Source organism: Methylobacterium indicum, from assembly GCF_017347565.1.
GTDB classification, from domain to species: Bacteria; Pseudomonadota; Alphaproteobacteria; order Rhizobiales; family Beijerinckiaceae; genus Methylobacterium; species Methylobacterium indicum.
Window position 1 is genome coordinate 3,558,009 of the sequence record NZ_AP024145.1, and the last position, 20,143, is coordinate 3,578,151.

Sequence of the window (20,143 nt, forward strand, 5' to 3'; positions counted from 1 at the left end):
ATGAGTACCTACCGCTTCGACAGGCTCCTCAGCCCGCGCTCCGTGGCGCTGGTGGGCGCGAGCGCACGGCCGAACGCGTTCGGTGCCGCGATCCTGCGCAACCTGCGCGAGGCGGGGTTCTCCGGACCGATCTGGCCGGTCAACCCGCGCCACGACAGCGTCGACGGCGTCCAGGCCTTCGCCGATCTCGCCGACCTGCCCGAGCCCGCCGACCTCGTGGTGATCGTGACCCCGCCCGAGACCGTGCCGGACGTCGTGGCGGCGGCCGGCCGCAAGGGCTGCGGGGCGGCGGTCGTCATCACCACCGGTCTCGGCAGCGGGCCGGATTCGCTGGCGGAAGCCGCGCGGGCGGCGGCACGGCGCCACTCGCTGCGGCTCGTCGGGCCCGACAGCATGGGGCTCGCCGTACCGGGGAGCGCGCTCAACGCGAGTTTGCTCGCCCGGGCGCCGCTCCCCGGCGACCTGGCGCTGATCTCGCAGTCGCGCACGGTGGCGGCCGGCATCGTCGCCTGGGCGCAGGCGCGCGGCACCGGCTTCTCGGGCATCGTCTCCCTCGGCAACGCTCTCGACGTCGACATCGCCGACTGCCTCGACCACTTCGCCGCCGACATCCGCACCCGGGCGATCCTCTTGTCGATCGCCACCGTGACCGACGCGCCGAAATTCATGTCGGCGGCGCGGGCCGCCGCGCGGGCGAAGCCCGTGGTGGTGCTCCGCTCCGGCCGCCACGACGCCGCCCGGATCGCCGACGGGCGTCCCGCCTCTCGCGCCTTCGCCCATACCGGCATCACCCATACGGGAATCCTGGCCCGCACCGACGCCGTCTACGACGCCGCCTTCCGGCGCGCGGGCCTCTTGCGGGTGCAGGACCTCGACGAGATGTTCTCGGCGGTCGAGACGCTCGGGCGCCAGCGGCCCTTCCCGGGCCGGCGCCTCGCCATCCTGGCGAACGGCCGCGGGGTCGGCGCCATCGCGGTCGACCGGCTGATCGACCTCGGCGGCTCCCTCGCCGGCCTCTCGGACGAGACCCGGGCGCGGCTCGCCGCGGCGGTGCCGGGCACGAGCGCACAGGATTGGCACAACCCGGTCGATATCGGCGCCGACGCCGACGGGCCGCGCTACGCCGCGGCGCTGGAGGCTTTGATGGCCGAGCGCGACAACGACGCGGTGCTGGTCATCAACGTGCCGACCGCCCTGTCCGGCGGCAGCGCGGTCGCGAGCGAGATCGTCGAGGCGGTGAAGCGGGGGCGCAAGGGCGCGTTCCGCGCCCGTCCGGTCTTCGCCGTCACGGTGGGCGACGAGGCGGCCGGCGAGATCCTGAGCCAGGCCGGCCTCCCGCGCTTTGCCACCGATGCCGACGCGGTCGAGGGCTTCACCCACCTCGTGCGCTACCGCGAGGCGCAGGACGACCTCACCACCACCCCGGCGGTGCTGCCCGACGACCTCGTGCCGGATGCGGGCGCCGCCCGGGCGATCGTCGACCGCGTGCTGGCGGAGGGACGCACCTGGCTCGACCCGCGCGAGATGGCGGACCTGCTCGCGGCCTACGGCATCCCGGCCCAGCCGGTGACGCTCGCCGCCGACGCCGATGCGGCCGCGGAGGCCGCCTGGCCGATCATCGCGGCGGGGGGCACGGTGGCGCTCAAGCTCGCCTCGCCGGACGTGGTGCACAAGTCCGATGTCGGCGGCGTGCGCCTCGGGCTCACCAGCGAGGCGGCGGTGCGGGAGGCAGCCGCCGAGATGCTGGCCCGGGTGGCGCAGGAGCGGCCCGAGGCCCGCGTCACCGGCTTCGTGGTCCAGGCGATGCTGCGCCGGACGCAGGCGCGCGAACTGATCGCCGGCCTCGTCGACGATCCGGTCTTCGGTCCCGTCGTGGTGTTCGGCCGCGGCGGCACCGCCGTCGAGGTGATCGACGACCGGGCGCTGGCGCTCCCGCCCCTCGACCGGCGTCTCGCCGCCGACCTGATCGGGCGGACCCGGGTGGCGCGCCGCCTCAAGGCCTACCGGGACGTCGCGGCCGCCGACGAGGCAGCGGTCGCCCTGGTGCTGGTCAAGCTCGGCCAGCTCGCCGCCGACCTGCCGGAATTGCGCGAGCTCGACATCAATCCGCTGCTGGCCGACCGCGACGGCGTCATCGCCCTCGACGCCCGCGCGGCGGTGGCGCCCCTGCCGCCGGAGCGGCGGCGCGACGCGGGCGCCGGACCGAGCCACGCGCGCTTCGCCGTGCGGCCCTATCCCCGCGCCTGGGAGCGCCGCATCGTCCTCGACGAGCAGGGCATCCTGGTCCGCCCGGTCCGGGCCGAGGACGAGGGGCTGTTCGAGGCCTTCTTCAAGCAGGTCAGCGCCGAGGACCTGCGCCTGCGCTTCTTCGCGCCGGTGCGCGACTTCAGCCACGCCTTTCTCGCCCGCCTGACCCAGCTCGACTACGCCCGCGCCATCGCCTTCGTGGCGATCGAGGAGGCGACCGGCACGATGATGGGGGCCGTGCGCCTCCACGCCGACGCCAACCACGAGACCGGCGAATACGCGATCCTGGTCCGTTCCGACCTCAAGGGCCTCGGGCTGGGCTGGTCGCTGATGGGGCTGATGCTCGACTGGGCCCGGGCCGAGGGCCTGCGCCACGTTGAGGGCCAGGTGCTTCGCGAAAATACCACCATGCTGGCGATGTGCCGCAAGCTCGGCTTTACGGTGAGGACCGACCCCTCCGACCCCGACCTGATGCTGGTGCGGCGCGCGCTGGCGGAGGAGAGTGGCGCGCCCGCAACCTGACACCCTCCTCCCATGCGCGACACCCCTCCCCTCGACATCGCCGGCGGCCTGCTCCTCACCGCCGCCGCCGGCTTCGTCGACGCCGTCGGCTTTCTGCGGCTCGACGGGCTCTACACCTCGTTCATGAGCGGCAACTCGACCCAGTTCGCGGTCTCGCTGGCGCAACCCGGCCACCCGGTCGCCTGGGAGATCGGCCTCCTCTTCGTGTCGTTCCTTACCGGCGGCTTCTGCGGCAGCGTGGTCTCGCTGCGCACCCCCGGCCGCTGGGGGCCGGCCGCGGTGCTGGCGGTCGAGGCGGCGCTCCTGGCCGCGGCCCTGTCCCTCGCCTTCGGCCCCGCGCAGGGGCCGGTGGCGCCGCTTCTCGCCGCCGCCATGGGGGCGCAGAACGCGGCGCTCCGCCGGAGCGCGGGATTCCGGCCCGGCGTCACCTTCGTCACCGGGACCCTGTTCAGCCTCAGCCACACCCTGGCCCAGGCCGCCACCCGGATCGGCCCGGCTCTCGGCTGGCTGCCGGATGCCTGCACCTGGCTGGCGCTGGTCGCGGGCGCGGTGGCGGGGGGATTGGCGTATCGGGCTCACGGGCTCGAGGCCCTGGCGGTGCCGATGCTGGGCGTCGGTCTGGTGCTGGCGCTCGCCGTCGGCCGGGCCGTGCGGGCGGCGGCGTGAGAACCGGAGGCACCGCCGTGGCCGACGAGTGCGCACCGCCCCGCGACGTGATCCACCTGCGGCGGGATGCGGCGAGCGGGATCGAGGCGGTGACGGCGCGCTTCCACGGCCACGCCTACGACATGCACCACCACGACGAGTGGCTGGTCGGCGTCACCCATGACGGCATCCAGGATTTCTTCTGCCGCGGGGCGCGCCGCCAGAGCACGGCGGGCCGGGTGATCCTGATCGAGCCCGGCGAGCGCCACGACGGGCAGGCCCTGCGCGCGGCGGGCTTTCGCTACAGCATGCTCTACCTGCCGCAGGACTGGCTGCGCGACCGGATGGGCGGCCGCGACGGGCATCTCGGGTTCCGGGCCACCCTGGCCGACGACCGGCACCTCGGCGCGGCCATCCTCCAGGCGTGCCGGACGGTGTTCGGCGGTAGCTCGCCGCTCGCGACCGACGCGGCGATGGACGACCTCGCCGAGCGGCTGCGCGGCCATCTCGGCGCTGCCCCGCCGCGCCCGGCGCCCGACGGCGATCCGGCCGTGGCGGACCGCGCGCTCGACTACCTGCACGCCCACGCCGCCACGCCGTTCGGCCTCGACGCGCTCGCCCGGGCGGTCGGCGCCGCCGACCGGTTCCAGCTCGCCCGGGCGTTCCGGCGGCGCTTCGGCACCTCGCCCCATGCCTGCCTGGTCGAGCTGCGCCTCGCCCGGGCCCGCGCCCTGCTGCGCGAGCGGGTGCCGCCGGCGGAGGCCGCGCTGATGGCGGGCTTCTCCGACCAGAGCCATCTCGGCCGCTGGTTTCGCCGCGCCTACGGCCTGACCCCCGCCGTCTACCGGCGCGGGCGCACGGACGTTCCAGACGGCGCGCATCTCCTCGACTAGCCCTGCACCCGATCACCCGCAGGGAGCGTTTCGATGTTCGACACCAAGGTGGCCATCCTGGTCCGCGACGACCTCGCCGTATGGCAGAAGCTGAACGTCACGGCGTTCCTGGCGACCGGCATCGCCGGGGCGGTGCCCGAGGCGATGGGCGAGCCCTACCGCGACGCCGCCGGGCGCACCCACGCCCGGCTCCTCGGCCAGCCGATCCTGATTTTCTCCGCCTCGGCCGAGGTGCTGCAGCGGGCCTGGCAGCAGGCGATCCAGCGCGACCTCGCCCGCAGCGCCTATGTCCGGGCGATGTTCGAGACCGGGCACGACGCCGCCAACCGCGAGGTCTTCCGCGCCGAGCCCGCCGACGCGCCGGACCTCGTCGGCCTCGCCCTCCACGGCCCGAAGAAGGACGTCGACAAGGCCACCAAGGGGGCGTCGCTGCACCCGTGACGGGCCGGGCGCACGCCCCCGTCCGTCAGGCCGCCACGGCCGGCGCCGCCCGGCGCATCCGGCCGATCATCAGCGACATCAGGGCGGCCATGAGAGCCGTGAGTCCGGCGGCCAGGAACGCCTCGAGGTAGCGCCCTTCCGAGGCCCGCACCAGGCCGGCGCCGAAGGCCGCGGTCGCCGCGCCGAGCTGGTGGCCGGCGGCGATCCAGCCGAACACGATCGGGGCGTCGCGCTCGCCGAACGTCTCGTTGGCGAGCCGCACCGTCGGCGGCACCGTGGCGATCCAGTCGAGGCCGTAGAACACCGCGAAGATCGACAGGCTGTAGAACGAGAAGTCGGTGAAGGGCAGCGCTATCAGCGAGAGCCCGCGCAGGCCGTAATAGACGAACAGGAGCTTGCGCGGGTCGTAGCGGTCGGTGAGCCAGCCCGATCCGGTGGTGCCGATGAGGTCGAAGATCCCCATCATCGCCAGGAGCCCCGCCGCGCGCACCTCCGGGATGCCCTGGTCGGCGCAGAACGAGATCAGGTGGGTGCCGACCAGCCCGTTGGTGGTGAGCCCGCAGATGAAGAAGGTGCCGAACAGGAGCCAGAAGTCGCCCTTGGCGCTCGCCCGCACCAGCCCGTCGATCGCGGCGCGAAAGGGATTGGCGCGGCGCGGCGGCTCGGCGACGGTGCCGGGCGCGGCGCCGTACGGGGTGAGGCCGATATCGGAGGGGCGCTCCGGCAGGAGCCAGGCGACGAGCGGGATCAGGGCTGCGACGGCGCAGGCCACCGTGAGCACCACCGGGCGCCAGCCCCCGGCCTGCGCGATCGCCGCGAGGCCCGGCAGGAAGATCAGTGTGCCGGTGGCGGTGCTGGCAGTGAGAAGCCCCATGAACAGGCCGCGGCGCACGGCAAACCAGCGGTTCACCACGGTCGCGCCGAGCACGATGGCAACGCAGCCGCTGCCCAGGCCCGACAGCACGCCCCAGGTCGCGATCAGGTGCCAGGGCTCGGTCATCAGCGCGCTCAGCGCCGTCGAGGCCGACATCAGGGCGAGCGCGCAGAGCAGCGTGCGGCGGATGCCGAAGCTCTGCATCAGCGCCGCCGCGAAGGGTCCGACGAGGCCGTACAGGAAGATGCCGAGGCCGGCGGAGAACGAGGTGGTGGAGCGGCTCCAGCCGAAGGCCTGCTCGAGCGGCAGGATCAGCACGCCGGGCGAGGCCCGCAGGCCCGCGGCGGCGAGCAGGCAGAGGAAGATCACCCCCACCACCACGAAGGCGTAGTTCTGCCCGAAGGGCCGGGGCCTCGGCGGGGCGATGCCACGCGGCGACATGGTCGAACTCATGCTGGGACACCCCTCCCCGAATCGTGCTACGAGGGTACGTACCGGTCAGTAACATCGTCAAGGGCATCGGGCGCAGGATGGGGGCGACGGGTATGGCGGACGGGACCCCGGAGGACGGGCCCAACGGGAGCGGCCCGGCCCGGGCCGGCGACCGGATCCGGGCGGTCGCCCGGGAGCTCTTCTACAGCCGGGGCATCCGCGGGGTCGGGGTCGACGAGATCGTGGCCCGGGCCGGGGTGACGAAGCCGAGCCTCTATCGTGGGTTCGCCTCGAAGGACGCCCTCGTGGTCGCCTGCCTGGAGGATTACGACGCGGGTCTGCGCCGCCGCCTCGACGAGGCGCTGGCGGCGCACGCGGACGATCCCCGGGCGGGGCTGGTGGCGTTCCTGTCCGGCATCGCGGGGCGCAGCGCCCGGCCGGGCTTTCGCGGCTGCGGCCTCACCAACGCCCTCGTCGAGTACCCGGAGGCCGACCATCCGGCCCGCGCCGCGGTGCTCGCCAGCAAGCGCGCCCTGCATGCCCGCCTCGCCGAGGTCGCCCGCACGATCGGCGCCCGAAAGCCCGAGCCCCTCGCCGACGCCCTGCTGCTCCTGATCGAGGGCGCCTTCGCCTGTGGCCAGATCTTCGGAGCCGAGGGGCCGAACCGCTCGTTGGCCGGGGCCGCCGAGGCGCTGATCGCCGCGAGCCTGGAGTGACGCCCCGAATTTGCGCTCCGTGACGCGAAAACGGTCAATAAATCCGCGACATCACCGTCCCGGCCTTGATTCCGTCGTCCCGTTGAGCCGATACGCGAGAGTTGACGCCGATCGCGGTCGTTGAGGCCGCGACCCCCGTGGAGTTGAGCGTATGACCCTCGTACGACGTTTCCAGGTCGCGCCGGCGCTGGTCCGCCTGATCCGCAAGGAGCGCGGCTCCTCCCGCATCACCGAAGGCTATTTCCCGTCCCAGTCGGGCCGCACCTCGTTCGTGCGGGTCGATGGCGGCCAGTGCCACCTGGTCCTGGTCACCTCCGACGGCGGCGCCGCGACCGAGGAACGAACCGAGGTGCCCCGCGCCCATGGCGACGCGCTCCTCGATGTCTGCGCCGGCCGCGCCGCCTACGACCGTACCCAGGTGGCGCTCGGCAACGGCCGCGACGCCCTGATCGACCGCTACGTCGCCCCCGGCACCGTCGACGTGGTGACGGTGACGTTCGACAACCCGGACGAGGCCAACGGCTTCCCGGCCCCGCCGTGGTTCGGCCCCGAGGTGACCGCCGATCCGGCCTACGAGGGCCGCAGCATCGCCCTCCAGGGCGTGCCGCAGCCCGGCGAGATCGGCCTGTCCAACGCCGCCCTCGACGCCGTGCTCGACCTGATCGAGCCGCGTTACGGCTTCGGCCGCTACGCCGCGCCGCGAAGCGGCGGCGAGGAGGCCGGCATGGCGAGCGCGCTCCGCCGCATCGCGACGCCGCCCGCCCCCGAGCCGGCGCCGCCTCCACCGCCGGAGCCCGAGCCGGTGCACGAGCCGGTCCACCAGGCCGCCCCCGAGCCGGCGCCGCCGCAGGCCGAGGCCGAGCCGGCTCACGAGCCGGCGCCGCCCCCGCCCCCGCCGGAGCCGCCGCAGGACACCCGCATCGACGACGTGATCGAGAGCCTGTCGCAGGCCCTCGGCGCCGCGGTGCCGGGCGGGGATGCCGCGCGCGACGACGGCACCCCGGCCTTCGAGCGCTGGACCGTGCGCCCGCGCCGGACCCAGCCGACGCCCTGACGCGTCGCTCACGAAGACGCCGTCCGCGCCGCCAGGCGCGGGCGGACGATCGGCACGAGACCGACGACGGCCATCGGCAGCGGCAGCCACTGCCCCGCGGTGAGCGTGACACCGGCGACCGTGACGATGCCGTCTGGCTCGCGGACGAGTTCGCAGGCCGAGCGCGCCGCCGCATAGCCGACGAGGAACACGCCGACGATGTCGCTGATCAGATTTCGCCGAAGTGGATACCGGTTCGGCGCCGAAAATCTGCGACACAACAAGAACCCAAGCGGGCGAAGCGTTGGCCTGCCCACGGTCCACGACACTGGCCGGGAACCGTGCAGCCAGGCTCCATGACCCATTGCAAACCAACCCCTTTTCCGGACGACTAAAGCGAAGCGGAAAGAGATCCGGAATCCAGCACGAAAAGCCGCGAAGCGTCTCATTGTCTGCGACGGTGCAACAGGTTGAGCCGCTTCGCGGCATGTCCTCTGCTGGATCCCGGATCTCCTTCCGCTGACGCTCCAGTCGTCCGGGAAAGGGGGTGGAACGCCCGCGTGGTGGCCTCCACTTTCTTCAATGTCGTGTACCGTGTGGCCTGCCAACGCAAGTCCGCTGAGGCCGGCGCAGGCTGCCGGCCCGCACGGCGAGGAGCCACGGCAGGCCGAAGAGCAGCGCACCCTCGCCCAGCGCGTCGTAGAGCTGCGAGGGGTGCCGCGGCTCCGGTCCGGCGCGCTGGACGATGACGGCCCAGGGCACGGCCGTGACCCGCCCCCACAATTCGCCGTTGATGACGTTCGCCAGCCGCCCGAGCCCGATCCCGACCGGAGCGACGAGCACCAGCAGGTCGCCGAAGGCGAGCGGATCGAGCCGCCGGATGCGGCAGAAGACCAAGCCAGCCAGCACGACGGGGACAAGCCCGCCGTGGAACGACATGCCGCCGGTCCAAGTCTGGACGATCTCCGCCGGGTGCGCGAGGTCGTAGGCCGGTTCGTAGACGAGCACCTGGCCGAGCCGGCCGCCCACGCCCACGATGGCAAAGACCGCGACATCGTCGATCGCCGGCGCATCGATGACCAATGGAGAGCGCGGAAGGACAGCGCGGATCAGCCAGATTCCTGCAACGATGCCGACGACATACGCCAGTCCGTAGTAGCGGACCGCGACCGGACCGATTTGGACCAGAACGGGCGACAGGTCCGGCTGCATGAAGGCCATGTGGATCACCAGTACCGTGGTACTTCTGCCTCAAGGTTCGGGCATGCCGCCGTCATCCCCGACCACGGCGCGACTCGCCGGGAGCCGGGGGCCGGTGTGTCCGGCATGTCTCGACCCGGATAATTTTTCCCCATGACGGGATTGCCACCGCGCCGAACTCGTGGCGGAGTGGCGAAACATGCCGCGAGGGCGTTGACGTCGCTACTCCCACGCTGCATGCCGCGCCACCGGTCCCAGGGCCGGCAGGACGACCACCGGAGACGTCCGCGGGTGTCCGTCGATGCGAGTGTTCGTCGATGCGAGTGTTCGTCGACGAACGAGCGGGCCGGACCGTCGGTACGTCCCGGCCATCGAGCAACTTCCGGTTGAATACGCGGCGAAGGCCGCACCGCGACGGCCGAACTCAAGACGGCCGGGGCAGCGTGGGGAGAGAACGATCATGCAGCACGCCACGCCGTCCGCGACGGCCCCGGGCTCGTCGCAGCCCTGGTACAAGGTCCTCTACATCCAGGTTCTGATCGCCATCGCGCTCGGCGTCCTGCTCGGTTACGTCGCCCCCGACACCGCCAAGGCGATGAAGTGGCTCGGCGACGCCTTCATCGCGCTGATCAAGATGATGATCGCGCCGATCATCTTCTGCACCATCGTGCACGGCATCGCGTCGATCGGCGACCTCAAGAAGGTCGGCCGCGTCGGCCTGAAGGCGCTGGTCTACTTCGAGGTCGTGTCCTCCCTCGCCCTCGTCATCGGCGTGATCGTCGGCGAGATCGTGCGGCCAGGCGCCGGCTTCGGCGCCACGGCGGAGCAGCTCGACGCCAAGGCGGTGGCCGGCTACGTCAGCAAGGCGCAGGCCGATTCGACGATCGCCCACATCATGGCGATCATCCCCAAGAGCTACTTCGACGCCTTCGCGGGCGGCGACCTCTTGCAGATCCTGCTGATCGCGGTCCTGACCGGCGTCGTCATCACGGGGCTCGGCGAGCGCGGCAAGCCGGCGACCCACGCCATCGAGGCGGCGGGCGAGATCTTCTTCCGCATCATCGGCATGATCGTGAAGCTCGCGCCGATCGGCGCCTTCGGCGCCATGGCCTACACGATCGGCCAGTACGGCATCGGCAAGCTCGGCAACCTCGCGGGCCTCGTCGCCACCTTCTACCTCACGAGCCTCCTGTTCGTGCTGGTGGTGCTCGGCCTGATCGCGCGCTTCTCCGGCTTCTCGATCCTCAAGTTCCTGGCCTACATCAAGGACGAGCTCCTGATCGTGCTCGGCACCTCCTCGTCCGAGACGGTGCTGCCGCACATGATGCAGAAGATGAAGCGGCTGGGCGCCTCGGATTCGGTCGTCGGCCTCGTCATCCCGACCGGCTACTCGTTTAACCTCGACGGCACCAACATCTACATGACGCTGGCGACCCTGTTCCTGGCGCAGGCCGTGGGGGCGGATCTCAGCTTCGCGCAGTACGCCACCATCATCGCGGTCGCGATGCTGACCTCGAAGGGCGCCTCCGGCGTCACCGGCGCCGGCTTCATCACGCTGGCCGCCACGCTCGCGGCGATTCCCGGCAACCCGGTCCCGGTCGCCGCGATGGCGCTGATCCTCGGCATCGACAAGTTCATGTCGGAATGCCGCGCGCTCACCAACCTCGTCGGCAACGGCGTCGCCTGCGTGGTGGTCAGCCGCTGGGAGGGCGAACTCGATCCGGTCAAGCTGCGCGAGGTGATGGCCAATCCCCTCGCCATCGGCACCGAGATCGCCGACGAGAAGCCGGTTCCGGTCGCGCCCTAGGCGGATGGGTCGGCTTCGCATCGGCATCGATCTCGGCGGCACCAAGATCGCCGGGATCGCCCTCGATGCGTCGGGCCAGGTGCTGGCCGAGCGGCGCATCGCGACCCCGCGGGGCGAGTACGACGCCTCGCTCCGGGCCATCGCCGGCCTCGTCGCCGCGCTCGAGCACGCGGCCGGCGGATCCGGGACCGTGGGGATCGGCATCCCCGGCGCGCTCGCGCCGGGGACCGGCCTCGTCAAGAACGCCAACTCGACCTGGCTCAACGGGCGGCCGCTCGGCGGCGACCTCGAACGCGTCCTCGCCCGGCCGGTGCGGCTCGAGAACGACGCCAACTGCCTGGCGGTCTCCGAGGCGGTCGACGGCGCGGGGGCGGGTGCGGCGGTCGTCTGGGCGGTGATCCTCGGCACCGGGGTCGGCTCCGGCATCGCGCTCGCCGGACGGGCCCTGTCCGGGCGCCGCCGCATCGCCGGCGAGTGGGGCCACAATCCCCTGCCCGCCCCCCGCGACGACGAGCGCCCCGGCCCCGCCTGCTATTGTGGCCGCCACGGCTGCATCGAGACCTGGCTCTCGGGTCCGGGCCTCGCCGCCGATCACGCGCGGCACACCGACCGGGCGATGACCGGCGAGGCGATCGTCGCGGCGATGCGGGCCGGGGACGAGGGTGCGCGAGCGACCTTCGCGCGCTGGCTCGACCGGCTCGGACGCGGCATCGCGGGCATCGTCAACGTCCTCGACCCCGACGTGATCGTGCTCGGCGGCGGCCTCTCGACCATCCCCGAGATCTACGACGCCCTCCCGGGGCGCGTCGCCCCGCACGTCTTCGGCGGCGGGTTCGACACCCCGATCCGGCCGAGCCGCCACGGCGACGCCTCCGGGGTGCGCGGGGCGGCCTGGCTGTGGAACGACGCGGATGCGCCTGCCGGCTGAGGCATGTTAGGCGGTCGTCTCGACCGTTTGTCGCGTTTCCGGAGATCGCCTGTGCCGGCCAGACCCGTCGACCTCGATCCGGCCTCGATCCGCATCCTCGAGCACCTGCAAAAGGACAGCGAGATCGGCATCGGCGACCTCGCCGAGGCGGTCGGGCTCTCGACCTCGCCGTGCTGGCGCCGGGTGGCCGACCTGAAGGCCCGGGGCATCATCCGGCGCTGCGTCGCGGTGGCCGACCCGCAGGCGCTCGGCCTCCACGTCAACGTCTTCGTCCACGTCTCGCTGGAGAAGCAGACCCAGGCCGCCCTCCAGGCCTTCTCGGATGCCATCCGCCACCGCCCGGAGGTGATGGAATGCTACCTGATGAGCGGCGAGGCCGACTACATGCTGCGGGTGGTGGTGGAGGACCTGGCCGAGTACCAGCGGCTGATCGTCGATTACCTGACCCGCATCCCCGGGGTGGCGAAGATCCGGTCGAGCTTCGCGCTCGATCAGGTGAAGTACACGACGGCGTTGCCGCTGGATCACTTGAAGGGGTGACCCGTCTCACGCGCTCTGCGCAGCTTTCGGCCCCCGCACGAAATACGCCTGCCGCTCCGCCTCCGCCCGCCCGAACGCAGCGCGCACCTGCAGCAGGTCCTTGCGGGTGAGGAGCCCGACGAGCCGGCCGCTCTCCGGGTCGGTGACCGGCAGGCGGCCCTGGCCGGTGGCCAGCATCAGCTCGATGGCGTGCGCCGTGACGTCGCCGGGATGGACTACGGCGAGCGCGTCCTCCGGGACCCGCCCGTCGAGGCGCTCGCCCCCGTGCTCGGGCTCCGTCGTCCACAGCAGCGCATCGGCCCGCGAGACGAGGCCGACCGGGCGTCCGGCATCGTCCACCACCGGGTAGGTCCGGTGCCGCCCGGCCGCCAGCACAGCGGCCGCCTCCGGTAGCGGCATGGCGCCCGGCAGCGTGTCCACGTCCCGCACCATCACGTCGGCGACGCGGGTGAGCTCGTGCGGGTCGATGCCGTATTCGCGGGTGACGTGCTGGCCGCGCCGGGCGATCTTTTCCGTCAGGATCGAGCGCTTGAGAAGCAGCACCGTCACCGCGTAGGCCGCCGCCGAGGCGGCGAGCAGCCCCGGCAGCGCGTGCACGTCCCCGGTCAGCTCGACCGCGAACAGCGCCCCGGTGAGCGGCGCCCGCATCGTACCGCCCAGCATCGCCGCCATGCCGAGGAGCGCCCAGAAGCCGGGATGGCCCGGCAGCAGCGTGCCGGCGACCCAGCCCATGGCTCCCCCGAGGATCAGGAGCGGGGCGAGCACGCCGCCCGAAGTACCGGACGACAGCGCGACGAGCCAGATCGCCGCCTTGACGCCGAGGATCAGCAGCACGGCCTTCAGCGCCAGATGTCCGCCGAGCAGATCGGCGATGACGTCGTAGCCGACGCCGAGCGCCCGGGGCTCGACCAGCCCGCCGAGGCCGACCGCGAGGCCGCCCAGCGCCGGCCACCACATCCAGTGGATCGGCAGGCGCTCGAAGGCGTCCTCGCAGGCGTAGAGCAGCGTGGTGAGCAGCCCCGACAGCAATCCGGCCGCGACGCCCAGGCCCGCGCAGGCGATCAGCCCCCACCACGGCAGGACCGGATCGGCGGCGAACGGAAACAGCGGGTCTTCTCCGAACAGGGCCGGGCGCAGCACCGTCGCGGTGACGGCGGCGGCGACCACCGGGATGAAGCTGCGCGGGCGCCATTCGAACAGCAGCAGTTCCACCGCGAGCAGCACGGCGGCGACCGGCGTTCCGAAGATCGCCGTCATGCCGGCCGCCGCGCCGGCGACCAGCAGGGTCTTCCGCTCGGCGGCGCTGAGATGGAAGAACTGCGCGAACAGCGAGCCGAGGGCGCCCCCCGTCATGATGATCGGCCCTTCCGCGCCGAACGGACCGCCGGTACCGATCGAGATCGCCGAGGAGACGGGTTTCAGCACCGCGACCTTGGGCGACATCCGGCTGCCGCCGATCAGGATCGCCTCGATCGCCTCCGGGATGCCGTGACCGCGGATCTTCTCCGAGCCGAACCGTGCCATCAGCCCGATGACGAGGCCGCCGAGCGGGGGAAGACAGACCATCCACAGCGAGGGCGTCGCTCCCGCAAGCGACGCGCTGCCGATCGCGAACCGTCCGAACCAGGCGAGGTTGGTGACGAGCGCGATCAGGGCGAGAAGCCCCCAGGCGGCGACCGTGCCGGCAAGCCCGATCAGCAGCGCCATGGCGACGAGGACGAGAAGGCGCGGATCGGCACGGAAATCGGCCAGGGGCCGGCGCCGGACCGGTGCGGCGGTCGGGGAACGGGGCATGCGAGGGCTCTCGGGCGGGTCTTCGATGTCGATCGATATATATCGCAATACGATGTTTTTAAACGGGACGCGAGCCGATGGATGGGGATGCAGGCGAGAGCCGGGATGCTGCAGGGGACGAGGCGGCGGGCGAGGGACTCGCGCGGGAGGAATACGCGGCGATCGCGGCGTTCCGGCTGGAACTGCGGCGCTTTCTCGCCTTCAGCGAGGCGGCGGCCGCGAAGGTCGGCCTGCCGGCCCAGCAGCACCAGGCGCTCCTGGCCATCGCCGGCCATGACGGCCCGCCGACGGTCGGGTTCGTGGCCGCGCAGCTCCTGGTCGCACCGCAGACGGCGGCGGAGCTCGTCTCGCGCATGGTCGAGGCGGGCCTCCTGACGAAGGCTGCCTCGCCCCAGGACCGTCGCCGGGTGGCGCTGACGCCGACCCCGAAGGCCGAGGCGCTGCTGGCGCGGCTGACCGCGGCACATCTGGAGGAGCTGCGCACCCTGGAGCCGGCGCTGACGAAGGCCCTCGGCCGCATGAGGCGGCGCGGCGACGGGTGAGATCCGGGACGCGGATCCGGGATCGCATACCCGTCTCGGCCTCGTGCAGGTCCTCGGCCTCGCGCCTATCCTTGCGCCTTGCCCTGGCCGGGGCGGCCGGTCTACCCCATCTGTTCGGCGGGCCAACCGGGCCCGCGACGTGAAGGCCGTTCTCCCGAGGTCATCGATGCTTACCGACACTCCCGCGGCCGGCCAGACTCCTGCGGGCGCGCTGATCAAGGACACCACCACCGCGACCTTCCGCCAGGACGTGATGCAGGAATCCCTGCAGCAGCCGGTGCTGGTGGATTTCTGGGCGCCCTGGTGCGGGCCCTGCAAGCAGCTCACCCCGATCATCGAGAAGGCCGTCAAGGACGCCGGCGGCAAGGTGAAGCTCGTTAAGATGAACATCGACGAGCATCCCCAGATCGCCGGCCAGCTCGGCATCCAGTCGATCCCCGCGGTGATCGCGTTTCAGCGCGGCCAGCCGGTCGACGGCTTCATGGGTGCCCTGCCCGAGGGCCAGGTGAAGGCCTTCATCGAGCGCCTGGTCGGCCCCCTCGGCCCCACCGCGGTCGAGGACCTGATGGCGGAGGCGCAAGCCGCCGCCGAGACTGGCGACCAGGACGCCGCCGCCGAGATCTACGCCGCCGTGCTCGGCCAGGAGCCGGGCCATGCTGGCGCCATCGCGGCACTCGCCCGCCTGCTCCTCGACCGCGACGACATCGAGGGCGCGCGCCAGTTCCTGGATTCGGCACCGCCCGAGACCGCCAAGGACCCGGCCATCGCCGCGGTCCGCGCGGCGATCGAGCTCGCCGAGCAGGCGGCCTCCCTCGGCGACCTCGCCGGCTTCCAGCGCCGGATCGAGGCCGACCCGGCCGACTACCAGGCCCGGTTCGACCTCGCGCTCGGCCTCAACGCCAAGGGCCAGCAGCAGGAGGCGGTCGACCAGCTGATCGAGATCGTCCGCCGCGACCGCACCTGGAACGAGGACGGCGCCCGCAAGCAGCTGCTGCAGCTCTTCGAGGCCTGGGGCCCGATGGACCCGATGACCATCCGCGGCCGACGCAAGCTCTCGACCCTGATGTTCTCCTGACGGACCGAAAGGCCACTCCGGCGCGGCATTTACGCCGGACAGGTATCCACGCCGGAGGGCGGCGCCCTAGAACAACGGATGCGATCCCGGACCCGCGACGACGGGCCCGGGTCCCCTTCGTTTCGCGGGAGCGACGCCGATGAGCATGAACGTCGCCTACAAGGGACCGTCCGACTGCCCGGTCGTGATCCCGGTCTTTCCGCTCCCCGGCGCCCTGCTGCTGCCGCGGGGCCAGATGCCCCTCAACATCTTCGAGCCGCGCTACCTCGCGATGGTGGACGATGCGCTGCGCACCGACCGGGTGATCGGCATGATCCAGCCGGATTCGGAATCCGGCGAGACGCCGCTCTCGCCGAAGCTGTTTCGCGTCGGCTGCGCCGGCCGGGTGACCCAGTTCGCCGAGACCGGCGACGGCCGCTACCTGATCTCGCTCACCGGCATCGCGCGCTTCCGCGTCGAGGAGGAGCTCTCCACCACGACCGGCTACCGCCGCTGCAAGGTGACCTTCGCGCCCTTCGAGAGCGACTTCCACGCCCGGGCCGGCGAGGAAGCGGTGGACCGCGCCGGAGTGCTGAAGGCCCTTCGCGATTTCGTCGACGCCAACGACCTCAAGGTCGACTGGGCGGGGATCGAGGAGGCGCCGAACGAGGCGCTGGTCAACGCGCTCTGCATGATGAGCCCGTTCGGCCCGCGCGAGAAGCAGGCGATGCTGGAGGCCCCCGACCTCAAGACCCGGGCCGAGGTGCTGATCGCCGTGACCGAGATGGAACTGGTGCGGGGAGCGGGCGGAGAGCCGACGCTGCAATAGGCCGGGCTTTGCGCCAGGGCCTCCCGGCGCTAAGCCGTCCCGGCACATGCCCCGCCGGACCACCCGGACGGACCTTCGAGGAAACCCATGACCGATTCTCCCGCCTCCGAGGCTGCCCGCGTCGACCCCAAGCTCCTCGAGCTCCTGGTCTGCCCGTTGACCAAGGAACGGCTCGACTACGATTCGGCCCGCCAGGAGCTGATCAGCCGCTCGGCCAAGCTCGCCTACCCGATCCGCGACGGCATCCCGATCATGCTGCCGGAAGAGGCTCGCGCGCTGGCGGAGTGAGGACGGCCCCGGCCGTCCGCCTCGTCGCCCCGACCGGCCTGTGACGTTTCGGTAACGACCCTGGCCGATCGCGAGGCCGGCATGCCACCCTCCGGGCGGCTCGGCCGTTAGTCCTGCGCCGGGCCGGCACCGTGCCGGCCCCTCGGAGTGACGATCATGAAGCTCAGGCTCATCGCCGCCCTCGCCTTCTCGACCCTGGCGCTCGCCGGCGCCGCCGAGGCGCAGGGCATCCCCGGCGGCATGGAGCGGGGCGCCCGCGAGGGCAACCGCGTCGCCGGCCCGGTCGGCGGCATCGTCGGAGGAGCGGTGGGTGGCGCCGTCGGCGGCGTCAACGGCGTGCTCGGAATCGATCCCGGCCGGCGCGCCTACCGCACCAACCTGCGCGGACGCCATCACCACCACCACCGCCGGCACCGTCACGGCCGCTGAGGGCGGGCGCGGAGCGGGCGAAGTCATACCGTCCGCTCCGCCGCGACGTTGCAAAGACGGATCTTTTTAGATCGTCGCGATTTTTAGACGTTGCTTCTCCATCGAAGTGTCCGAGCGCGGCATCCGCCGCAATGACCAGAAATGACTTTGCAATTCGAGGGATGGCGCGGCTTGACCCGCGGCCGCCGCGGGTCCTAAGCACGTCGGCACGAGACCGACGCCCGAGGACGCCATGACCGACCGCCTGCCCGGCTTCAACACCCTCGCGATCCATGCCGGCGCGGCGCCGGACGCCGCCACCGGCGCGCGGGCGACGCCGATCTACCAGACCACCTCGTTCGTGTTCGACGACGTGGACCACGCCGCCTCGCTGTTCGGGCTGCAGGCCTTCGGCAACATCTACAGCCGCATCACCAACCCGACCAACGCGGTGCTCGAGGAGCGCATCGCCGCGCTGGAGGGCGGCACCGCCGCCGTGGCGGTGGCCTCGGGGCATGCCGCAGAATTCCTGGTGATGCACGCCCTGATGCAGCCGGGCGACGAGTTCATCGCCGCCAACAAGCTGTACGGCGGCTCGATCAACCAGTTCAACCATTCCTACAAGAACTTCGGCTGGAACGTCGTCTGGGCCGATACCGACGACCCGGCCTCGTTCGAGGCGGCGATCACGCCGCGCACCAAGGCGATCTTCATCGAGTCGATCGCCAATCCGGGCGGCGTCATCACCGACATCGCGGCGATCGCGGCGGTCGCCAAGCGCCACAACATCCCGCTCGTCGTCGACAACACCATGGCGACGCCGTACCTGATCCGGCCGTTCGAGCACGGCGCCGACATCGTGGTCCATTCGGCCACCAAGTTCCTCGGCGGCCACGGCAACTCGATCGGCGGCCTCATCGTCGACGGCGGCTCGTTCGCCTGGGCGGGCGACGCCCGCTACCCGATGCTGTCGCAGCCGCGGCCGGAATATGCCGGCATGGTCCTGTCCGAAACCTTCGGGAATTTCGGCTTCGCCATCGCCGTGCGGGTGCTCGGCCTGCGCGACCTCGGCCCGGCCCTGTCGCCGTTCAACGCGTTCCTGATCATCAACGGCATCGAGACCCTGCCGCTGCGCATGCAGCGCCATTCCGACAACGCCAAGACCGTGGCCGAGCACCTGAGCCGCCACCCGGCGGTGGCCTGGGTCAGCTATCCGGGCCTCGAGGCCGACCGCTACCACCAGCTCCACCGCCGGTACTGCCCGCACGGCGCCGGCGCGGTGTTCACCTTCGGCCTGAAGGGCGGCTACGAGGCGGGCGTGGCGCTGGTCTCGAACCTGAAGCTCTTCTCGCACCTCGCCAATATCGGCGACACCCGGTCACTCGTGATCCACCCGGCCTCGACCACCCACCGCCAGCTCACCGACGAGCAGAAGACTCGGGCGGGCGCCGGCCCGGAGGTGGTGCGCCTCTCCGTCGGCATCGAGGATCCGGGCGACCTCATCGCCGACCTCGACCAGGCGCTCGCCTAACCGACCGGCCCTCGCCGGTCCGCCGCGGCGACGCACCGCGATTGCCGCCAAGCCTGGTCCCGTGATCTATTGGGGCACGTCCGGATTCGGTGCCGGACGAGCCGGATCGCGGGACCGCCCGGTCGGGCCTGGAGGCGGGTGCGATGGTCGTCCACGACACCGACCCTGACCCTCGCGCCGGCCCTCCGGCCGGCGGCGAGCTCGCACGGCAGCGCGCGATCCGCGACGAGATCGTCCGCCTGCGTGCGCTCCTTCGCGAGGCGCGGCAGGCCTCGCCGGCCGAACCGCCCCCGCCGGCTCGGACGCGTCCCGACTGGGAGGTACGGCTCGCCACCGCCGAGGAGCTGAACGCGCGGCTCCAGGCGAGCGAGGCCTTCACCGCGCGGCTCCTCGCCGCTAGCCGCGATGCCATCCAGGTCCTCACCCTCGACGGGACGGTGCAGTGGCGCTGCGAGGACGGCCGGGCGACCACCGCCGACCAATCGGGAACCGGCACGCCCTGGGCGACCTCTTGGGCGACCTCTTGGCCGGACCCGACCGACCGCGTCGCCGCGGACCTCGCGCTGGCCGCCGCCCGGGCCGGCCGCACCGGCCGCTTCCGCGCCGCCTCCGGCCCCGCCGAGGCCCCACGCTGGTGGGACGTGGTGGTCTCGGCCATCCAGGGCGCCGATGGCACGCCCGAGCGGCTGCTCGCGGTCTCCCGCGACGTGACCGAGGCCTACCGGGCCGAGGAACAGCAGGCACTCCTGATGCAGGAGATGGCCCACCGGGTGAAGAACACCCTGGCCCTCGTCCAGGCGGTGGCCGCCCAGACCCTGCGCAGCGCCACGAGCCTGGAGGCGGCCACCGACGCCTTCAACGGCCGCCTGATGGCGCTGGCGGATGCCCACGACGTGCTGATCCGAGGCGCCTGGGCGGAGGCCGACCTCGCGGCGGTCGTGGCGGGCGCGATGGCGCCGCATCTCGACGGAGTGCCGGACCGCTGCACCGCCGCGGGGCCGGCGGTCGCCCTCGGCCCCCGCGCGGTCCTGACCCTGTCCCTGATGGTGCACGAGCTCGCCACCAACGCGGCGAAGTACGGGGCCCTGTCGAGCCCGGCCGGGCGCGTCGCGATCGCCTGGGAGGTCGTCGGCGGCCCGCGGGCGGTCCTGCACCTGCGCTGGCGCGAGAGCGGCGGCCCCTTGGTCGCGCCGCCGGCACGCGGCGGCTTCGGGTCGCGGCTGATCGAGCGCAGCCTGGTGCACAGCTTCGGCGGCCGCGTCGCGCTCCTGTTCCCGCCCGAGGGGGCGGTGATGGAACTGGAGGCGCCCCTCGCCGCGCTTCAGGACGGGACGGCCTGACCTGCCCGGCACCGCGCCCGGCCGCGCTTGACCCAGGGGATGCGGCCCCATAGGCAGCAACCCTTCGGCCGCAACCATT

The 20,143-nt window shown here is 72.4% G+C and carries 20 protein-coding genes; 16 read left to right on the top strand and 4 right to left on the bottom strand.

Going from position 1 to position 20,143, the window contains the following annotated elements:
• The 4 genes from miv_RS16690 to miv_RS16705 are packed head-to-tail and all read left to right on the top strand — an operon-like array spanning position 1 to position 4,748.
• Positions 1–2,769: a bifunctional acetate--CoA ligase family protein/GNAT family N-acetyltransferase gene (locus tag miv_RS16690; protein WP_207177865.1), complete on the top strand. Its 2,769-nt coding sequence runs from the start codon at positions 1–3 to the stop codon at positions 2,767–2,769.
• A 12-nt stretch (positions 2,770–2,781) separates the two neighbouring features.
• Entirely contained in the window at positions 2,782–3,435 is a 654-nt protein-coding gene (locus miv_RS16695) for a YoaK family protein (protein WP_058619485.1), read from the top strand.
• 17 nt (positions 3,436–3,452) lie between these two features.
• Positions 3,453–4,307, top strand: a complete 855-nt coding sequence (locus miv_RS16700) for an AraC family transcriptional regulator (protein WP_244748553.1) — start codon at positions 3,453–3,455, stop codon at positions 4,305–4,307.
• Positions 4,308–4,340: 33 nt separating this feature from the next.
• Positions 4,341–4,748 carry a DUF2000 domain-containing protein gene (locus miv_RS16705; RefSeq protein ID WP_207177866.1) on the top strand — a complete coding sequence of 136 codons (408 nt, stop codon included), beginning with the start codon at positions 4,341–4,343 and terminating at the stop codon, positions 4,746–4,748.
• Positions 4,749–4,773: 25 nt separating this feature from the next.
• On the opposite strand, the gene miv_RS16710 is transcribed toward miv_RS16705, so the two are convergent.
• Positions 4,774–6,075 carry an MFS transporter gene (locus miv_RS16710; RefSeq protein ID WP_207177867.1) on the bottom strand — a complete coding sequence of 434 codons (1,302 nt, stop codon included), beginning with the start codon at positions 6,073–6,075 and terminating at the stop codon, positions 4,774–4,776.
• A 92-nt stretch (positions 6,076–6,167) separates the two neighbouring features.
• On the opposite strand from miv_RS16710, the gene miv_RS16715 reads away from it, so the two are divergent.
• Positions 6,168–6,770: a TetR/AcrR family transcriptional regulator gene (locus tag miv_RS16715; protein WP_244748554.1), complete on the top strand. Its 603-nt coding sequence runs from the start codon at positions 6,168–6,170 to the stop codon at positions 6,768–6,770.
• Positions 6,771–6,921: 151 nt separating this feature from the next.
• Positions 6,922–7,824: a CYTH domain-containing protein gene (locus miv_RS16720; RefSeq protein WP_048429768.1), complete on the top strand. Its 903-nt coding sequence runs from the start codon at positions 6,922–6,924 to the stop codon at positions 7,822–7,824.
• Positions 7,825–7,832: 8 nt separating this feature from the next.
• Here miv_RS16720 and miv_RS33385 read toward each other — a convergent pair whose 3' ends face one another.
• Both miv_RS33385 and lgt read right to left on the bottom strand, forming a co-directional pair.
• On the bottom strand, positions 7,833–8,015 hold the full coding sequence (locus tag miv_RS33385; protein ID WP_244748556.1) for a prolipoprotein diacylglyceryl transferase family protein: 183 nt from the start codon (positions 8,013–8,015) through the stop codon (positions 7,833–7,835).
• A 367-nt stretch (positions 8,016–8,382) separates the two neighbouring features.
• Positions 8,383–9,024, bottom strand: coding sequence for a prolipoprotein diacylglyceryl transferase (lgt, locus tag miv_RS16730; RefSeq protein WP_207177870.1), 642 nt, complete (start codon positions 9,022–9,024; stop codon positions 8,383–8,385).
• Between the two features lie 439 nt (positions 9,025–9,463).
• Here lgt and miv_RS16735 point away from each other — a divergent pair, with 439 nt between their 5' ends.
• From miv_RS16735 to miv_RS16745, 3 genes are read left to right on the top strand one after another with little or no spacing between them, the layout of a single operon-like run.
• Entirely contained in the window at positions 9,464–10,810 is a 1,347-nt protein-coding gene (locus miv_RS16735; RefSeq protein WP_207177871.1) for a dicarboxylate/amino acid:cation symporter, read from the top strand.
• Positions 10,811–10,814: 4 nt separating this feature from the next.
• Entirely contained in the window at positions 10,815–11,738 is a 924-nt protein-coding gene (locus miv_RS16740; protein ID WP_207177872.1) for an ROK family protein, read from the top strand.
• A 51-nt stretch (positions 11,739–11,789) separates the two neighbouring features.
• Positions 11,790–12,278: an Lrp/AsnC family transcriptional regulator gene (locus tag miv_RS16745; protein WP_048461592.1), complete on the top strand. Its 489-nt coding sequence runs from the start codon at positions 11,790–11,792 to the stop codon at positions 12,276–12,278.
• A 6-nt stretch (positions 12,279–12,284) separates the two neighbouring features.
• Here the strand turns inward: miv_RS16745 and miv_RS16750 are convergent, their stop codons facing one another.
• Positions 12,285–14,072: a chloride channel protein gene (locus tag miv_RS16750; RefSeq protein ID WP_207177873.1), complete on the bottom strand. Its 1,788-nt coding sequence runs from the start codon at positions 14,070–14,072 to the stop codon at positions 12,285–12,287.
• A 77-nt stretch (positions 14,073–14,149) separates the two neighbouring features.
• On the opposite strand from miv_RS16750, the gene miv_RS16755 reads away from it, so the two are divergent.
• From miv_RS16755 to miv_RS16785, 7 genes are all read left to right on the top strand, one after another.
• Positions 14,150–14,614: a MarR family winged helix-turn-helix transcriptional regulator gene (locus tag miv_RS16755; RefSeq protein WP_058618637.1), complete on the top strand. Its 465-nt coding sequence runs from the start codon at positions 14,150–14,152 to the stop codon at positions 14,612–14,614.
• A 166-nt stretch (positions 14,615–14,780) separates the two neighbouring features.
• The gene (gene trxA / locus miv_RS16760; protein ID WP_048430621.1) at positions 14,781–15,689 is read left to right on the top strand and encodes a thioredoxin; all 909 of its coding nucleotides are present in this window, start codon (positions 14,781–14,783) and stop codon (positions 15,687–15,689) included.
• Positions 15,690–15,828: 139 nt separating this feature from the next.
• Positions 15,829–16,497 carry an LON peptidase substrate-binding domain-containing protein gene (locus tag miv_RS16765; RefSeq protein WP_048430620.1) on the top strand — a complete coding sequence of 223 codons (669 nt, stop codon included), beginning with the start codon at positions 15,829–15,831 and terminating at the stop codon, positions 16,495–16,497.
• 87 nt (positions 16,498–16,584) lie between these two features.
• Positions 16,585–16,785, top strand: coding sequence for a Trm112 family protein (locus tag miv_RS16770; RefSeq protein ID WP_048430619.1), 201 nt, complete (start codon positions 16,585–16,587; stop codon positions 16,783–16,785).
• A gap of 156 nt (positions 16,786–16,941) precedes the next feature.
• Positions 16,942–17,214 (top strand): hypothetical protein, encoded by a 273-nt coding sequence (locus miv_RS16775; RefSeq protein WP_207177874.1) that lies wholly within the window; start codon positions 16,942–16,944, stop codon positions 17,212–17,214.
• Positions 17,215–17,446: 232 nt separating this feature from the next.
• A complete protein-coding gene (locus tag miv_RS16780; protein ID WP_048430617.1) occupies positions 17,447–18,724 on the top strand; it encodes an O-acetylhomoserine aminocarboxypropyltransferase in 1,278 nt (425 codons plus the stop codon).
• Between the two features lie 143 nt (positions 18,725–18,867).
• A complete protein-coding gene (locus miv_RS16785) occupies positions 18,868–20,064 on the top strand; it encodes a sensor histidine kinase (protein ID WP_207177875.1) in 1,197 nt (398 codons plus the stop codon).
• The last annotated feature ends 79 nt before the right edge of the window (positions 20,065–20,143 follow it).